The 15,708-nt window shown below is 28.7% G+C and carries 16 protein-coding genes; 4 read left to right on the forward strand and 12 right to left on the reverse strand.

The genetic code is table 11. The annotated features are described in order from the left end of the window. Positions 1-20 precede the first annotated feature (20 nt). From EZS29_RS12345 to EZS29_RS16010, 3 genes are read right to left on the reverse strand one after another with little or no spacing between them, the layout of a single operon-like run. The gene (locus tag EZS29_RS12345) at positions 21-641 is read right to left on the reverse strand and encodes a methyltransferase domain-containing protein (protein ID WP_172603931.1); all 621 of its coding nucleotides are present in this window, start codon (positions 639-641) and stop codon (positions 21-23) included. 19 nt (positions 642-660) lie between these two features. Further along, a complete protein-coding gene (locus tag EZS29_RS12350; RefSeq protein WP_172603932.1) occupies positions 661-1,272 on the reverse strand; it encodes a phytanoyl-CoA dioxygenase family protein in 612 nt (203 codons plus the stop codon). After that, the gene (locus tag EZS29_RS16010; RefSeq protein WP_172603933.1) at positions 1,251-1,430 is read right to left on the reverse strand and encodes a hypothetical protein; all 180 of its coding nucleotides are present in this window, start codon (positions 1,428-1,430) and stop codon (positions 1,251-1,253) included. Before EZS29_RS16010 ends, EZS29_RS12350 begins: the two co-directional genes overlap by 22 nt. Positions 1,431-1,940: 510 nt before the next feature. Here EZS29_RS16010 and EZS29_RS12355 point away from each other — a divergent pair. After that, a complete protein-coding gene (locus tag EZS29_RS12355; RefSeq protein WP_172603934.1) occupies positions 1,941-2,990 on the forward strand; it encodes an IS630 family transposase in 1,050 nt (349 codons plus the stop codon). Positions 2,991-3,257: 267 nt separating this feature from the next. On the opposite strand, the gene EZS29_RS12360 is transcribed toward EZS29_RS12355, so the two are convergent. Both EZS29_RS12360 and EZS29_RS12365 read right to left on the reverse strand, forming a co-directional pair. Further along, positions 3,258-5,069, reverse strand: a complete 1,812-nt coding sequence (locus tag EZS29_RS12360; RefSeq protein ID WP_172603935.1) for an LIC12162 family transferase — start codon at positions 5,067-5,069, stop codon at positions 3,258-3,260. A 273-nt stretch (positions 5,070-5,342) separates the two neighbouring features. Beyond that, complete coding sequence (locus tag EZS29_RS12365) at positions 5,343-5,837, reverse strand: hypothetical protein (RefSeq protein WP_130611163.1); 495 nt, start codon at positions 5,835-5,837, stop codon at positions 5,343-5,345. A 503-nt stretch (positions 5,838-6,340) separates the two neighbouring features. On the opposite strand from EZS29_RS12365, the gene EZS29_RS12370 reads away from it, so the two are divergent. The 3 genes from EZS29_RS12370 (at position 6,341) to EZS29_RS12380 (ending at position 9,218) form a co-directional block, all read left to right on the forward strand. Continuing rightward, on the forward strand, positions 6,341-7,090 hold the full coding sequence (locus EZS29_RS12370; RefSeq protein WP_172603936.1) for an IS5 family transposase: 750 nt from the start codon (positions 6,341-6,343) through the stop codon (positions 7,088-7,090). A gap of 37 nt (positions 7,091-7,127) precedes the next feature. Beyond that, entirely contained in the window at positions 7,128-8,477 is a 1,350-nt protein-coding gene (locus tag EZS29_RS12375) for an ISNCY family transposase (RefSeq protein ID WP_130611169.1), read from the forward strand. A 195-nt stretch (positions 8,478-8,672) separates the two neighbouring features. Next, entirely contained in the window at positions 8,673-9,218 is a 546-nt protein-coding gene (locus EZS29_RS12380; RefSeq protein ID WP_130611172.1) for a methyltransferase domain-containing protein, read from the forward strand. A 236-nt stretch (positions 9,219-9,454) separates the two neighbouring features. Here EZS29_RS12380 and EZS29_RS12385 read toward each other — a convergent pair whose 3' ends face one another. The 7 genes from EZS29_RS12385 to EZS29_RS12415 form a co-directional block, all read right to left on the reverse strand. Continuing rightward, positions 9,455-10,036, reverse strand: coding sequence for a class I SAM-dependent methyltransferase (locus EZS29_RS12385; RefSeq protein ID WP_130611175.1), 582 nt, complete (start codon positions 10,034-10,036; stop codon positions 9,455-9,457). Positions 10,037-10,378: 342 nt separating this feature from the next. Continuing rightward, positions 10,379-11,356: a class I SAM-dependent methyltransferase gene (locus tag EZS29_RS12390; protein ID WP_172603937.1), complete on the reverse strand. Its 978-nt coding sequence runs from the start codon at positions 11,354-11,356 to the stop codon at positions 10,379-10,381. 56 nt (positions 11,357-11,412) lie between these two features. Then, positions 11,413-12,792, reverse strand: a complete 1,380-nt coding sequence (locus EZS29_RS12395) for an aspartate aminotransferase family protein (protein ID WP_130611181.1) — start codon at positions 12,790-12,792, stop codon at positions 11,413-11,415. A 24-nt stretch (positions 12,793-12,816) separates the two neighbouring features. Beyond that, positions 12,817-13,260, reverse strand: coding sequence for a VOC family protein (locus EZS29_RS12400; RefSeq protein WP_130611184.1), 444 nt, complete (start codon positions 13,258-13,260; stop codon positions 12,817-12,819). A gap of 16 nt (positions 13,261-13,276) precedes the next feature. Further along, entirely contained in the window at positions 13,277-13,822 is a 546-nt protein-coding gene (gene gmhA, locus EZS29_RS12405) for a D-sedoheptulose 7-phosphate isomerase (protein WP_425460370.1), read from the reverse strand. A gap of 37 nt (positions 13,823-13,859) precedes the next feature. Further along, positions 13,860-14,924, reverse strand: a complete 1,065-nt coding sequence (locus EZS29_RS12410; protein WP_130611190.1) for a nucleotidyltransferase family protein — start codon at positions 14,922-14,924, stop codon at positions 13,860-13,862. 13 nt (positions 14,925-14,937) lie between these two features. After that, positions 14,938-15,708 (reverse strand): SDR family NAD(P)-dependent oxidoreductase, encoded by a 771-nt coding sequence (locus EZS29_RS12415; protein WP_130611193.1) that lies wholly within the window; start codon positions 15,706-15,708, stop codon positions 14,938-14,940.

Here is a 15,708-nt window from a genome sequence, read left to right on the forward strand (position 1 = left end):
TTCCTTGCCTTTATTTATACTTATTTTTTTATTATTTTAAAAACAGCATGTGTTTCTATTGTTTTTTGAGCATCAGAAGGTGTTACTTCTACTTTTTCAATTAGTTTAAATGGACAATATTTAATAAATTCTTCTAATGTAGTAAAATAGTTACGTCCATATTTTTGTTCTCCACCCTGATAAAATGTTAAATTCTGGAAAAAAAATTTGTTTGGTAAGTATTGAAGCATAATTTCAAAAATTTTATCTATTTCATCTAAAATATACCATGTTATTTCTGCAAAAATTATAGCCTCTGAATGAGCATAATTTTTTATATTTGTTACTTCATCTACCATAAATTGAACATCAGGAAAAAGTACCTTAGCTTTATCAATATCTGTTTTTGAAATGTCTACACCTGTAATAAGACAATTAGTATTCTTTTTTATTTCATTTGTGAAATACCCTAGACCACAGCCATACTCTATTGCGGACCTTACTCCAAATTTTCTTAAGTTTATTAATTTGATTTGCCTTGAAATTGATTCAATAATATTGCTTTGGAACCACGAATCTTCAATGTTTTGGTACATTTCATCAAACTCACCAATGAATTTTCCATCTTTTATGACAAAATCGTGATAATTTTTTGTTACCATAAAGCACCCAAATAAAATTTCAAGAATTTTTTTCATTAGAAGCAGTATTAATTTCTCGCATATTTACTTGCATTAGCAAATTACTTTCATAATGTTTTAACATCTCTGGATCAATTCTCACACTTTCCCCTTGATATTGTAAAGTCATAGCAAGTCTGCTTTTTCCGCTGGTGTTTGCAGCACTCCAGTGAATAGTAAGAGAATGATGAATAAGAACATCTCCTGAATTTAATATTTCACTTACTGGTTCTAAATTTGTTGGAATTGATTTTCTCTCAACTGTTTGCGAACTACCGGGCGCATATGAGTTAACATGCGGCAATAACCCAAGTTTGCGCGAGCCTCTCATATATGAAACAACTCCATTCTCTCGACTGCATGGATCAACTGCAAGGCAAATTGTAAGCGCATTTGCAAGTACTAAACACCAATAAAAATTGTCTTGATGAATTGGGCTTGCTAAACCTTTATCTGCTGGTTTTGCAAACATTTCCGAAACTCTTGCAACAGAATTTTCTTCAAGAAAAAATGAAGCAATATTTTTCATTTTTTCGGACACTAATATATTATTAAAGTAAGGATTTATGTGTAACTTATGGACAGAATTAATTATTTCTTTTTTTGAATCCACATAGTTAATATCTCTTCCAGAAAGCAATTTGGCATCATTTTTTGAAAAGTATTCAAAGTTTTAATAATTTCATCAATTTCATTTTTTGAAAAAACATTCGGAATTTTGACAAAACCATCTTCTTTATATCTCCTTAGGAGGGTTTCGTTTAGATTCATGGTGAATCTCCTTATGAGAAAATTTTAAATAAAATTCTACTTAAAAAGTATCAGCAAATTATAAAATTAGCAATATCTTTTGCATATTTGATTCACCTCCATTTTTTTCATAAGAATAGCGATTATTTCATGATTCATTTTTTCTTAGGCTTGGAACAAATTTTATGCCGTGAAAAATAATATAAGGGAGAAATTCTTTATAACTAAGACTCCGTAACCTTAATTCAAGCTCATCTTTTGAAACTGTAAGTGGAATGTTATTTAAACTTTCAAGATCTTTTCTAGTAAAAGGATCCTTACGCCATTTTTCATCGCTAATTGGAAAATTATTATTTTTAGCACAGTATGATATAATACGCAGTCCAAAAAGTTTCTACCAAAGAATAGATTACCAATAACAAAAATTGCTTTTAAAAATGAACTAGGATTAAAGTTTTATAAAATAAATTTTTTCGTGTAAGAGGTATGCAGCACTTCATCTATACTCGAAATAATAAAGGAATGCTGCATATGTCGAAGTTTATAACTCATTTTAATGAAACTTTAAAGGGACTTCTTAAGAAAAAATTAACGACGCAACTTCTAAGAAGACTTGCTATAATTCTGCTCTTTTTAATGGACATTAAAGCGAAAGAAATATCAGCGGTATTGAAGTGCAGCCCCAAAACGGTTTACCAAACAATACGAAAATTTAAATCGGATGGAATAATGAATCTTCTAGAAAAGCCGCGTACGGGTAGGAAAAGTTTGTTAAACTTGGATGAGGTTTCCGATTTAAAAAAGCAGATAAATTTAAAGAACTCGCAGGAATCTCAAGCAAAAGTTGTTCATGTTGAAATTATAAAAAATCTTATATATAAAAATAATGGTAAGAAGTTTAGTAGATCTGGCATTTATTCATTTTGTAAGAAAATAGGTTTAAGAAAAGTCAAACCGAGACCATTACATGTTAAAAATGATCCAGAAGTTATTGCAGAATGGAGAAAAAACTTTCCTAAAGTTTTAGATAAGGTAAAGAGAGAACATCCAGATAAAAAAGTTATCCAATATTTCCAAGATGAAACTAGATTTGGGCAAAAGACAATCACGTCAGGAATTTGGAGTCCAAAAGGGGTTCGCCCTGAGTATAAAAATGAAAATGGTTTTTTAAATTCATGGATATATGGAGCAATAAATACTGAAACTGGGAAAAGATTCGGGCTTGTTCTGCCAACTTTAAACAGTGAGAATATGCAGATATTTTTGAATGCTTTTTCAAGAAAAATAAAGAGAAGTAAACATGTACTAATGATATTGAATGGCTCAAGAGCGCATAATAATTGCAAGATTGTTGTACCGAAAAATATTGCTTTACACTTTCTTCCCCCCTATAGTCCGCAATTAAATCATATTGAAAGATTGTGGAGTTATTTAAAGAGAAATCATTTGTCTTTTAAATTATACGAAAAAATAGATGATATTATTCAAGCTGAGAGCGATGCATGGAATAAATTAACCGATAAAATTGTCAAATCCATCGGATTTTCTCAATCAAGAAAACGATGTGTGGAACAATTTTAATGGACTGCGTATAATTTAACAATTCTTGCAAACAAAGTGTAAATTTTTTATAGAAATGGAGGAAATATAGTACGATATTAAAACTAAATTAATAAAATATCAATCAGTTTTTATTAGACTGAAGAGTATCCTGTATTTAAAAAATAAATATCAATTTATTGTTAGATGAATAAATGTTTAAAATAAGGTATTTCTGGATGGGCACTAAGTAATCATGAAATAGTTTAGCTTGGAGTATGCAATCGAACTCTTAATTAGATTAAAGACTCATTGAAAACTTTTTATAAGATTATACCAATCTTTAGTCCAATTGTCAGATACTCTTGCATATTTTTCACAAAATTTAAGTCTTGCGGACTGTGTTTTTTCTTTGTGCCACCATTCCAAAGGATTATAAGAAATTTCATTTACAAATGTTGCTGCCTCATTTGGAGTTTTATGAAAAATATTAGCTTCAATTAATTCATTGAATGACTGAACCGCATCTTGACAAATTTCAAAAAGATTATAGTCCCAAAAAATAATAACGGGATAATTAGCTGAGATAAGTTCAAGAAAAGTAGTTGAATTATATGTTGTTATAATAAGTCTAGATTCAGAAACATGATTAGAAAATGACTTTATACCTGAATAAATTTCTATATTTGGGAATTTATCTTTCCATCGACTTTGCAAATTCCAACCATAAGCATTATCAAGGGGCTGAATGCGAATAGAAAGATTTTTTTTATTTTCAGTTGTTAATTTTATAATAAATTCGTCTAGTTGATTTAAATAAGTTAAATATGAGTCTGCAATCGGTACGCTATACATATGATATGGATATCTTGGAATTGACATTGGTACTAGCAATATTTTTCCATAAGGATTATACTTAACTTCTCTCTTAAAATGGCTTAACTTATAAGAAGGAGCTGGTAAAATATTTGAAAAATTTTGATCTTGCCAACCAAATGAAATAAATTTGAATGCAATTGACGCTTCATATTCCAAGAAACGATTTGATAGTCCAATACCATAATGTCCACCATGTTGATGCAAAATTATTTTGGCAGATTTTTTTGTTGACTCTGCTACCCAATATTTAAATGCTTCATTGGTATATTGTGAAACTATAGAAAAAATGAATTTAGGATTTTTTGGGTAATTTTTCTGTACATATTTTAAGTACTTTGAATAAGATTCAATGTAACATATTGGTATTTGTTCCGGTAATATTTTTAGTAATAGCTCCAAAAATTCGCTTCTATTATTAAAGTTTCTATTTTCTAAAAGTTTAAGTCTAACAACTTTGTTGATTTCTGAAAAAAATAATTCTTGTTTATTTTTAATTTCATAATAAGGAAATGATTTAAGTAAAAAAAATAGTTTTAAAATATCTTTTGAAATGTTAAAATCAATAAATGCAAATTTATATAAGAATAAAGGAATAATTTTTGAATATAAATTTAAAATAAAGTTTATTAATTTAAATTTAAATTTAAATTTATTTGTATTTTTATCTATGCTAGATTTATAATTAATTATTTTTTTATTCGTTTCTATTAACTCAATACTGTGAATTATATTGTTTAGAATAAATGCGTATAGAAAACTATTATAACTGTCCTGTGGTATCAGTATAGAAAAATCATTGTAATTTTGAGGAGTAAATGAAAATTCATCATAGAGGTCTATATTTGTTTTTAATTTTGAATAAGCGCTATTCACTCTTTTAATTGATAAGTATCTATCATAAAAAACATCAATAAACCCCCTTAGCCAAGGGCCGATAACAATGTGCCAATATTGTTTAGTTTCATTGACACAATGAGTATTATTTAAATAATCCCTAATTTCATTTAAGGATAAGTCATAAATATTATTTAAATAATTTATATTCTTAGATAAATCTTCTTTATCCTGATTATGATGTTTAAATATGTTTTTTTCTTTATTTTTCCAAAAATCTTTTTGCTCATATAAATCGCACCAGACTCCTAATAAAAGAAGATTTTGATCGATATTTTCATTTAGATCATTCGGTGTTTTTATTAGAGTGGTTTTTTTAACTACTTCATTTATAACGCTGAAATTCATTATATTTATTCTCCCAATGATTAAATTTTTCTTTACTTGAACAAGCAACATTGACTCTATTGTCAGAAGCGAATTTATTATATTGATTTGGAAGTAAATCAGGATAAAAATATCTTAAATAATCTTTAAAGAATAAGTTAAGAAGAGAATTTATGTTAGGATCTATCTCATCATATGTTTTTCTTTCTGAGTATAGCAAAAAGTTATCTTCAATGTATACTTGACATTTTGGGTTGCAATTTATAACATATCTATATTTTTTCAAAGGCATTTTTAAAAACATTTTTTTTCAATAAGCGGATTTTCTAATTTTGTTAGGACTACTGATGTATGTATTATTCTAGAATCGAACGCAACAAAATTTCCAGTCTTTATTGGAACTAAAAGCGCTTCTTTTTTAGTCCTTCTGAGATTGTTCCAATCTTTAATTCTAAAATCAAATCTTTTAATAAAAGTATCAATTGGAATTTTATGCTTCATAGGGAGATTATATATTCCTTCACCCCATTCAATCGTATTATCTTGCAGATTTGTACCACATTTTAACTGTCTATTATCATTTCTATGCAAGTAATTGGCTCTTGCTTCAGATCCGCAATCTATATGCCATTCATTATTGCCAGAAGCTCTGAACGAATTTCTTTGCGCTTGAAAATCATTAAATTTGTAATAGTTCTCACCAAAAACCTCATGTATGCATAAAACTATTTTATAATGAAAGCATATTTTATAAATTTCTGGTAATTTTATTTTTTGAGAAGGAGTCATGTACCTTTTTGGAAATATAGATGTTTGGTTTTCTATTTCTTTGAATCTTTTGCTTATTAAATTTTTATAAATATATATCTTATGTATAAATCCTCCTGGTATCTAGCCAGTCAAACTTTAGTGATGAATTGAAAAATATTATCTTTAAATACCTTTGAAGTAAAGTAATTTTTTTTAAGTGGATAATGCGCTATGAAGTAAACGGAATTTAATATTTTTTGTCCAATAATAATTATGTGTAATGCCTCTAAAAATAGTATTAAATGATGACATTTAAATATGTCTGCGATAAGAGTGAGCGAATTTCTAGATTTGGGGTTCCGATGCAGTGCAAAAATTTTTTCAGTACAGTATAAAAGAAAGCTTACCATGGATGCTATAATGAAGCAAACTACAATCAATGGACAATCTACTAGGGTGTGTTCTCAAATATCTGAGAATACTTGATTTTTGGCATGCTTCCCGCAAAAGTTGGATTACCAAGTCTAACGAAAGAGGGAAGCATGTTAAGGTTGATGATAACAGATCAAATGTGGTCGAGGCTAGCCCCAATACTTAAGGAATTTAAAATTCATTTTTCAAATAGAATTAGGATTTTTATGGATGCTGTTTTTTGGAAGCTACGAACAGGAGCTCCTTGGAGGGATCTACCAACGGAGTTTGGTTCATATTCAACAGTATTTAATAAATTTAATCGTTGGTCAAAACTAGGAATTTGGCGCGAGTTATTTTTAAAAATTCGAGGAGAATTAGATAATGAATGGAATTTTATAGATTCAACAATAGTGAAAGCGCATCAGCATTCTGTAAATTCAAAATGCAAAAAAGAAGAATGTATTGGTCGTGCTGTTTGTGGAAATTCAAGTAAAATACATATGATTGCAGACTCACATGGAAATCCTATAGACTTTATTTTAAGTGAAGGACAAGTTCACGACAGTAGAATAGGAAATCAACTCATAGAAGCTAGCAATGCTGAAAATTTAATTGCAGATCGGGCTTACAGTAATAAAAAAATAAGAGAAAAATTAGCAGATAAAAATATTCAAGCCATTATTCCTAAAAAGAAAAATTCTATTGATAAAACAAATGATGGATTTGATATGCATTTATATAAAATTCGACATTTAGTAGAAAATTTATTTGCTAGATTAAAACAGTTCAGAAGCATTGCTTCCCGTTACGATAAAAGTAAAAATAACTTTGCTTCTATGGTTTATATGGGGTGTTGTATCGTTTGGGGAAAAATTTGAGAACACACCCTAAAAAGAACGAGGCGAAAAGCAAACTATGCGCAAGAAGATTGAACTATATCCAGACCTATTTTGTCAATACTCAATCCATGAATATTCTGATGAGTTAAAAAAAATGAGTGAAATTTTAGAGCAACATGAAGAAATACTAGATTGGGTTCACGAGGATCTTCTCCAAGGGAAAATGGTAAGCTATAAAGGTGCGACAGGAAGGTCATCAGAGATGGTATTTTGTGCAGCAATTTTGAAACAGCAAAGACAGTGGACATATAAAGAGCTTGAATTTCATTTAGCAGATTCACAGTCTGGACGAGCTTTTGTAAAGTTACCATTTGGTATATATTACTCAGACTCAGCACTACAAGAGAATATTAAAAAAATATCCTTTAATACATGGGAAAAGATAAATATAATATTGGTAAAATACGCAGAAAAAAAAGGATATGAGAAAGGACGAACTGTACGAGTTGATAGCACTGTGGTGGAAACAAATATACATAGACCAACAGATTCTTCTTTAATTTATGATTGTATAAGAGTTCTATCAAGAAATTTATTTCAGTTAAAAGAATTGAATAAAAATAATAATTTGAAAATATCGAAATTGAAATTTAGTTGCAAACTTGCTAAAAACATGGTTCTTTCAATCCTGAATACGAATAATCAAGAAAAAAGAGAAGAAATTTACAGGGATTTAATAGTGAAGGCTGGTGATAATTATAATCAAATTAATAGTTATATTAAAGTAGCGAAATCTCTTAAAAAAAGCAAAAAAGTTTTAAAAATAATTGAGCAACTTGAACATGCAAAAACTCATTTAGAAGCAATTTTAGCACAAACTATATTTAGGATTATAGATCATAAGGTTATTAAATCAGAAGAAAAAGTAGTTTCAATATTTGAAGAACACACAGATGTTATTGTAAAAAGTCGAAGGGAAGTTGAGTTTGGGCATAAAATATTTTTAACCACTGGCAAAAGTAATTTAGTGTTGGATTGTCAAATTGAACAAGGAAATCCATCAGACGCAATTAAATTCATGGATCTTGTAAACGCACAAAATAAACTTTATGAAAGATTTCCTCGTCAGATTTCAGCGGATGGCGGGTTTTCTTCTAAAGATAATGTATTAAATGCAAAGAAATCAGGTGTTAAAGATGTGTATTTTTCAAAAAGATGTGGATTAAAAATCTTGGAAATAGTTAAAAGTAGTTACGTTTATAATAAATTAAAAAAGTTTCGTGCTGGAATTGAAAGCAACATTTCGGCATTAAAAAGAGGATTTGGTTTAGATCGCGCAACATGGAAAGGTTTATCTGGTTATAAAAGCTATATTTGGTCTGCATTAGTTTCATATAATTTAACAATTCTTGCAAACAAAGTGTAAATTTTTTATAGAAATGGAGGAAATATAGTACGATATTAAAACTAAATTAATAAAATATCAATCAGTTTTTATTAGACTGAAGAATATCCTGTATTTAAAAAATAAATATCAATTTATTGTTAGATGAATAAATGTTTTAAATAAGGTATTTCTGGATGGGCACTAATTAGAAAATCTACTGATAGATTTGAAAAAATGAAGAATTTTCTTCAAAGTTTTGACCATACATTTGTCGATAAAAAATACCTTGATATTGGATCCAGTTATGGCTGGTTTGTTAAGGAATTCAGTAAAATTGGCTTTAACTCAATTGGGCTCGAAAGAGATCCTATTAGCCTAGAAATTGGTTATAAAGTTTATGGAATTGAGAAAAGTCAAATTATACATAACGACATCGTTCTAGGTCTTAGAAAGATGATAGATAATAATCAGAAATATGATATTGTCTCTTGCTTAAGCGTTCTACACCATTTTGTTTTAAATAAAAATTCCACTTCAGCATTAGAGTTAATTAAACTAATCGATAATGTTACAAAGCATGTCTTATTCCTTGATACTGGTGAAGAACACGAATCTGCATTTGAAGGAACTCTAAATAATTGGAATCCTGAGTTTATAAAAAATTGGATTAAGTCAAATACAAGTTTCAAAGAAGTTTATTCCTTAGGTGTGGATCAAGATTGTAAGCCCCCATTTATTGGGTATTATAATCGAACTTTATTTGCATGCATTAAATCATAAAAAATTATTTATTTAAGTGAATTACATGTAGTATTTTGAAAATTTAACACACTTTTTAAAACCAAAACTTCAACCGAGATTGGGTGCGCATCTAAAGTTAAATCTCTCACAATGGCTTCAATTAACTGGTTACCCCTTTAATTGTAATGATCATTTCCAAACTGATTGCAAATCTTTATGTGGACGTGATTCTCACGCATTTCTTTTTTTTGCCGTACCATAGAATTTATCAATAACTATATTTTTTTTGCAACTAGAATAAGAGAGTCTGTAATATCTAATTTTGACAATATATTTTCATATTCCGAATTTAAAGTTTTGCTTGAAAATTGATTCCAAAGAAGATGCCCTCCTGGTTTTTTATTTGTCAACCAGTAAAGATGATTTGATAATGGGTATCTCTGAATTCCTTCAATACTTATAACATTTAAGCCAATACTTTCAACTATAATTCTTAGAGATTCACGGGTATGCAAGATCAGATGTTCACTCCAAAAACTAAACTTCTTAAATTCATCAATATCAAACCATGAAATTAGCGCATCTCTAGCATGAGGAACTTCTATAATTAAATAACTATTTATTTTTAATTTTTCATAAATTGAAGCAAGGATCTCAATGGGATTTTTTAGATGTTCAAATACATGAAACATGCTTGCTACATCAAAATAATTTGATGGAAGTTCATCAGTTTTATTGAATATTGTAAATCCTCTTTCTTGAATAATTTTTTGACAATAATTTTGAGGCTCAATTGCAAAAATGTTTTTTGCAATTTTCTTATTAAAATCTAGAATACCCCCAATTCCGCTTCCAATATCAACCTATGTTTTATTTAATATATATGGGTTAATAAAATTAGAACGCCTTTTATCATATAGATAATTCTCATTTTTTATAGATTCAAATGTTTCTTTTTCCCAATAGGAAAGACCTTCTTTTTGTTCATAATAAGACTCATCGATGTGAGAATCAGAATTGAGAAAAATTACACCAGATTTAATACACTTTAAGACTTTAATAAACTCATTATCCCTTATTCTGGGATAAAAATTAATAATTGATGATTGATCTACTATTTTAAAATCTAAAAGGATTTCTTTAATTGATTTTTTTATCCTCTATTTCCTTACTTTCAAGTATATAAAATATTGTATTTTTCATAATTTCCTACCCGAATAAACAAGAGAATCGCCAATTAAATACTGATTCATTAATTCAAGATATTTAGCCTGAGTATCGTCAAAAAATTTATTAATTTCTAATTCTTCATGGCAATTAATTACTGAAATTTTAGGATACGATAAAGCTTCTGTAGCAGACGCTTGAGGTTTATTATTATAAATCCAAAATACTTGATTAAAAAATGGGTATATTTGAAAACTTGAAATAGAACCTTCAAAACCATGAAGCGCAAATAAATTATTTAAAGATTTTGGAGTAAAATAATGAATATGAGCTTTATGATAATAGAATTTCTCATATGCACAATTCTTATAGTACTTTAATAATGCATCATTATGATTAGGTACTTCAATATTGATAAAACCTCCTCTCTCAAGACACTTAGACAATTTTATTACAAAATCACTTAAATTAATAACATGTTCTAATACTTCAAAGCTGACAATTAAATCATAAATTACATCATTAGGTTCAAACTCTTCGAAAGTAGAATTAAATATTCTTGCCGAGGATAATTTGTTTGCAATAAACTCTGAATCATATTTATTTGGTTCAATACCGTGAATACAACTAAGGGAATTTTGATTAACAAGTGAAATAATCCCACCAAAAGAACAACCAATTTCAAGAAATCTTGTTGAGTGAGTAATCATATGTGCAAATTGCTCATACTGTCGCTTGTTTAATCCTTTATAAATTTCTAAATGATCTTTAGAGTTAGTAAAGTTATTTAGATTTGCTGAAAATTCTTTCCGATAATCTTCTTGATAATAATTACTTTTTTCCCAAAATTCTGGATCTAATATTCCATGACCATTTGTTTTATTTTCCCATAAAATAGCATTTCTTCCATCTCTTAAGACAATATTTTTTTGTTCATAAATATCTTCAGAGTCCTCATAGAGTCCAACTGTATCTAAGAGTTCTCTTATATTTTTTTTTGAAAATCCCATAAATAACAACCCAATCATAGTTTAAAAAAATGTTTTGCTCGATATGTAATAATCAATCATGTTACATAACCTTCTTTTAGTATATCATTTAATGATTCTTTTAAAACATGAATACCTTCAATTAATGCATCATCTTGGATACTTAACGGTGGCCCAAGTTTTATTGTTCCACAACAGGTTCTTATTGATAGGAGTCCTTTTTGCATTGATTTCTCTATAATTCTATCAACTAACTCAATATCTAATTCTTTACTAAATGGATTTCTAATAAATACTGCCCAAACCATTCCTGCACCAAAAATTTCACAAACAATACCTGGTTTTTCACTTTGCCATTGATGGAGCTCTTTTTCGATAATTTTTCCTTTTCGGGAGGATTCAAATACCATATTATCTTCCAATAAAACTTTAATCGCAGCATGTGATGCTGCAGCTCCGATTGGATTACCGCCATGCGTACTGTTTAGCGATGCATCTATGTCAATTAATTCTTTTCTACCAATTACTGCAGATACTGGAATACTTGATGAAAGAGCTTTACCACACCAAATTATATCGGGCTCAACTTCAAAGTGTTCAAAACCGAATAATTTTCCAGTTCTTCCAAATCCAGCTTGCACTTCATCAAACCCTAAAAGAGAATTATTTTGATCGCACCATTTTCTGAGTGCTTGCATATAGTCTTTAGGAAAAAAAACAGCGCACCAGCCCTGATAGGGCTCAGCATAAAAACCTGCAATATTTGATAAATCTACCCCTGAATTTTTTAAGTTTTTAAGGCTTTCATAAAAAAACTCTTCTCCAGACATATTTTTTTCTTCCAGAACCCATGGATATGGGTAAGGCAAATGAAAAATTTCAGGATGAACATATTTAATCCATTTTTTTCCTCCAAGCTTTCCGCCGAGAGTTTGTGAACCCATTGTTTTACCATGAAATGCTCCCTCAAAAGCAATAATGAGTGTTTTTTCTGGATGTAGATTTGCTCCATATAATCGTAGCATTTTTAATGCGGCTTCTGTAGCTTCTGATCCTGTCGATAAAAGAAGCACTTTATTTAAAGCTCCTGGCGTTATTTCAATTAAAATATTTACAAGCTTTGCTCTTAATTCAGTCTGGTAATAATAAGCATTTAAAAGCTTATCGCTTACAGTTTTTATAATTGCTTCACAAACTTTAGGATGCGAATGACCTATGTTAGCAACAAAAATTGTTGAAGTGAAATCTATCCATTTATTACCAGAGACGTCATATATTTGAAAGTCTTCTGCTTTATGCCAAACTACCGGTAATTGATCATTCATAGATAAAGGCTCAGACTGTAGGCATAGATTAATGATCGAAAGAGTTTTTGGATTTGGTATTTGGGTAACAATATTACGATATTTTGTTGTAATCTTTTCCACATTGATTGGATTTAACGAAAATTGATACATTTACTTTTTCCTTTATTCCTTTTTCTATAATATTTCTACAAGTTCTATATAATTTCCTTCAGGATCTTGGCAAAAGCAAACCTTTGCGTTTTTTGATGGAGAAATTTTAGGAGAAGAAATAAAATTAACATTATTTTCCTTTAGAAAAACATATGTTTCATCTATATTCTTTACAGTTAATGCAATATGCGCAATACCGACATCAAATATTTTTCTATGCAAAGACTCTTTTTTAATTTCTAAATTTAAATAATTTAATAGTTCTAGCATCCATTTATCAGGAGCAATAATCTTTAAGATATGTACTTTTACTTCATTTATTCCAAGTATTTCTGAAATAAACATTCCATCTTCAACTTCTTCGCTTAATATTTTAAAACCTAAAATATTAAGATAAAACTTTTTCATTATATCCATATTCACTACAGGAATACCAGTATGCCTTCCTGCAATCACTATACTTCCCATAACTCCCCTGATATTTTTATTTAAACAGTCTTGCTTCCACAATTTCACAAATAATATGAGCGATCATAATATGACATTCCTGTATATTAGGAGTATGATCAGAAGGCACTCTAATTGCAATATCACATAGCGCGGCTAATTTTCCTCCTTGGTTTCCTGTCATACCTATAATAGACATTCCTTTACTTTTAGCAACTTCTACAGCATTCAAAACATTTTTTGAATTTCCACTCGTAGATATTCCCCATAAAATGTCATTTTTGGTTCCAAAAGCTTCAACTTGTCTCGAATAAGAATAATCATAATTATAGTCATTAGAAATTGCTGTTAAAGAGGAAGTATTACAATTTAATGCAAGAGCAAAAAGTGCTTTTCTATCAATTAAAAACTTTGATACAAATTCTGCAGCAATATGCTGACTATCTGCGGCACTTCCACCATTACCACAAATAATCAATTTATTTTTATTTTCAAAAGCAGTTACGATTAAATCAATTGATTTTAAAATATTTAGTTTAATTTCTCTATTTATACTGAGTTTTGTTTCAATCGATTTTTTAATTAGCCCACTTATTATTTCTATTGTCATTGATTACAACCTAAAAATTAAAAGAATAAAAAGATATATCACTTATATTATATTCATTAATAAAATCTCTTAACTCGCCTTCAAAATCATCCCAATAATTAAAAAACGTATCAAGTTTTAAATTTCTATTACCTAAAACAGTTTCAATAAATTCTCTTTTAATTGAATTTTTATAAAAAAATCCTGTAAGTATAAATTCAGAGTAATTGATTTTATTAATATCAGATAATAGCTTATTATTAATATATATATTATTTTCTAAAAATACCTTTTCAAGAGTTGCCATGTCAATGAATATTGATTTCTTTTTAAATGAATACTTTAGCTTTTCTGGTAAAAATTTACTTAGATCATTACTAACTCTATTAAATCTTTCTGGAGTTCCCATATCTCTAATATATTCAATTGATTTGTATGCGTAAATATCAATTTTATTTTTCACAAGAAGAGGAATAAAATCTCTCTCAAAGTTTTTTGGATTATTTTCTTCAATATAAGACAATAATTCTACGTTTAATATAGATATTGCTGCATTTACATTATTTAGATAATAACTACCTTGAGGATGAGGTCGTACTAATAGAGCGATTACTTTCAGAGTTATTTCATCAAACGATATAAGATCTGCATCCATTGGATGAAAGTTAGAGTGAACAGTAAGAGTGCATTGTGCTTTTTTTCCCTGGTGAAAAGAACAAAATCTTTCTAAATCTATATCAAAAACAAGATCTCCGCTTACAAAAATTAAATATTTCGTATTTATACTTTTTTTAATAAGAGACAGACACCCCGAAGTGCCAAGAGGAGTTTCTTCTATAACAACGTCAATTAAATTATTATATTTTTTATAAAGTCGTTCTTTTATAACTTCTCCCCTAAATCCAGCAAGTACTATAATTTTTTTTACTCCATATTCTAGAAAAAAATCAATCTGCCTAAGTAATACTTGTTTTCCAGCAATTTCAACAAGTGGTTTTGGGATATCTGGAAAAAGAGATTGAATTCGTGTACCTTTGCCACCAGCAAGTATAGCAACACAATAGTCTTGATAATTTATACTTTGATTTTTTATCAAATTATATCATCCTTTAATGAAAACAATTTGTTTGTCCTCCATCGACAGTTAAAATAGAGCCCGTAATAAAAGACGCTTTTTCAGAACAAAGAAATAATGATGCATTTGCAACATCTTCTAATGTACCAAATCGTTTCATTGGGACATTTTGCTCAATCATTTTTTTTACTCTGGACGGATCAGCAATCATTTTTTTATCCCATGTTCCACCAGGAAAATAAATATTACCAAGTGCAAGACAATTAACTCTAATTCCTTTGTTTGCAATTTTTTTAGAAAGATGTTTCGAAAATGAGTGTAATGCAGATTTTGCAACTGAATAATCTATTGGAGCATCAAAGGCTTCCTGACCACAAATTGACCCAATGAACAATATACAACCTTTAGCATTTTCAAGCAAAGATAGAAACTCTCTAACAGTATTAACAGCTGAATTAAAATTTTGGTCAAAAATATTATTAAAAGGACTATACTCAGGTATGGTGTCTAAAGAACTGTTTCCAGTTCCAACATTACAAACTAATATATCAAGTGTTCTAAATTCAATTTCTAGTTCTTGCCTTAGAGACGCAATAGATTTAGGCAAAGTAAAATCGCATGGTTTTACAATTCTATTATTCATATAATTTTCGGGAAATTGTGTATTTTGAAATGAAGCAAGTGTTCTTGCTGTATAACAAACATTTGCTCCATTTTTTAAAAATTCATTTGCAATTCCACAGCCAATACCTTTAGATGAGCCTGTAACTAGAACATTTTTATTTTGAAATGGTTGATGCGCCAT

Source organism: Fluviispira sanaruensis, from assembly GCF_004295685.1.
Taxonomy (GTDB): Bacteria; Bdellovibrionota_B; Oligoflexia; order Silvanigrellales; family Silvanigrellaceae; genus Silvanigrella; species Silvanigrella sanaruensis.

Bases quoted from the DNA above. Each gene is read 5' to 3' on its own strand.
- EZS29_RS12345 (WP_172603931.1), bottom strand. From the start codon at position 641: ATGGTAACAAAAAATTATCACGATTTTGTCATAAAAGATGGAAAATTC.
- EZS29_RS16010 (WP_172603933.1), bottom strand. From the start codon at position 1,430: ATGAATCTAAACGAAACCCTCCTAAGGAGATATAAAGAAGATGGTTTT.
- EZS29_RS12355 (WP_172603934.1), top strand. From the start codon at position 1,941: ATGTCGAAGTTTATAACTCATTTTAATGAAACTTTAAAGGGACTTCTT.
- EZS29_RS12360 (WP_172603935.1), bottom strand. From the start codon at position 5,069: ATGAATTTCAGCGTTATAAATGAAGTAGTTAAAAAAACCACTCTAATA.
- EZS29_RS12365 (WP_130611163.1), bottom strand. From the start codon at position 5,837: ATGACTCCTTCTCAAAAAATAAAATTACCAGAAATTTATAAAATATGC.
- EZS29_RS12370 (WP_172603936.1), top strand. From the start codon at position 6,341: ATGTTAAGGTTGATGATAACAGATCAAATGTGGTCGAGGCTAGCCCCA.
- EZS29_RS12375 (WP_130611169.1), top strand. From the start codon at position 7,128: ATGCGCAAGAAGATTGAACTATATCCAGACCTATTTTGTCAATACTCA.
- EZS29_RS12380 (WP_130611172.1), top strand. From the start codon at position 8,673: ATGAAGAATTTTCTTCAAAGTTTTGACCATACATTTGTCGATAAAAAA.
- EZS29_RS12390 (WP_172603937.1), bottom strand. From the start codon at position 11,356: ATGGGATTTTCAAAAAAAAATATAAGAGAACTCTTAGATACAGTTGGA.
- EZS29_RS12395 (WP_130611181.1), bottom strand. From the start codon at position 12,792: ATGTATCAATTTTCGTTAAATCCAATCAATGTGGAAAAGATTACAACA.
- EZS29_RS12400 (WP_130611184.1), bottom strand. From the start codon at position 13,260: ATGGGAAGTATAGTGATTGCAGGAAGGCATACTGGTATTCCTGTAGTG.
- EZS29_RS12415 (WP_130611193.1), bottom strand. From the start codon at position 15,708: ATGGCGCATCAACCATTTCAAAATAAAAATGTTCTAGTTACAGGCTCA.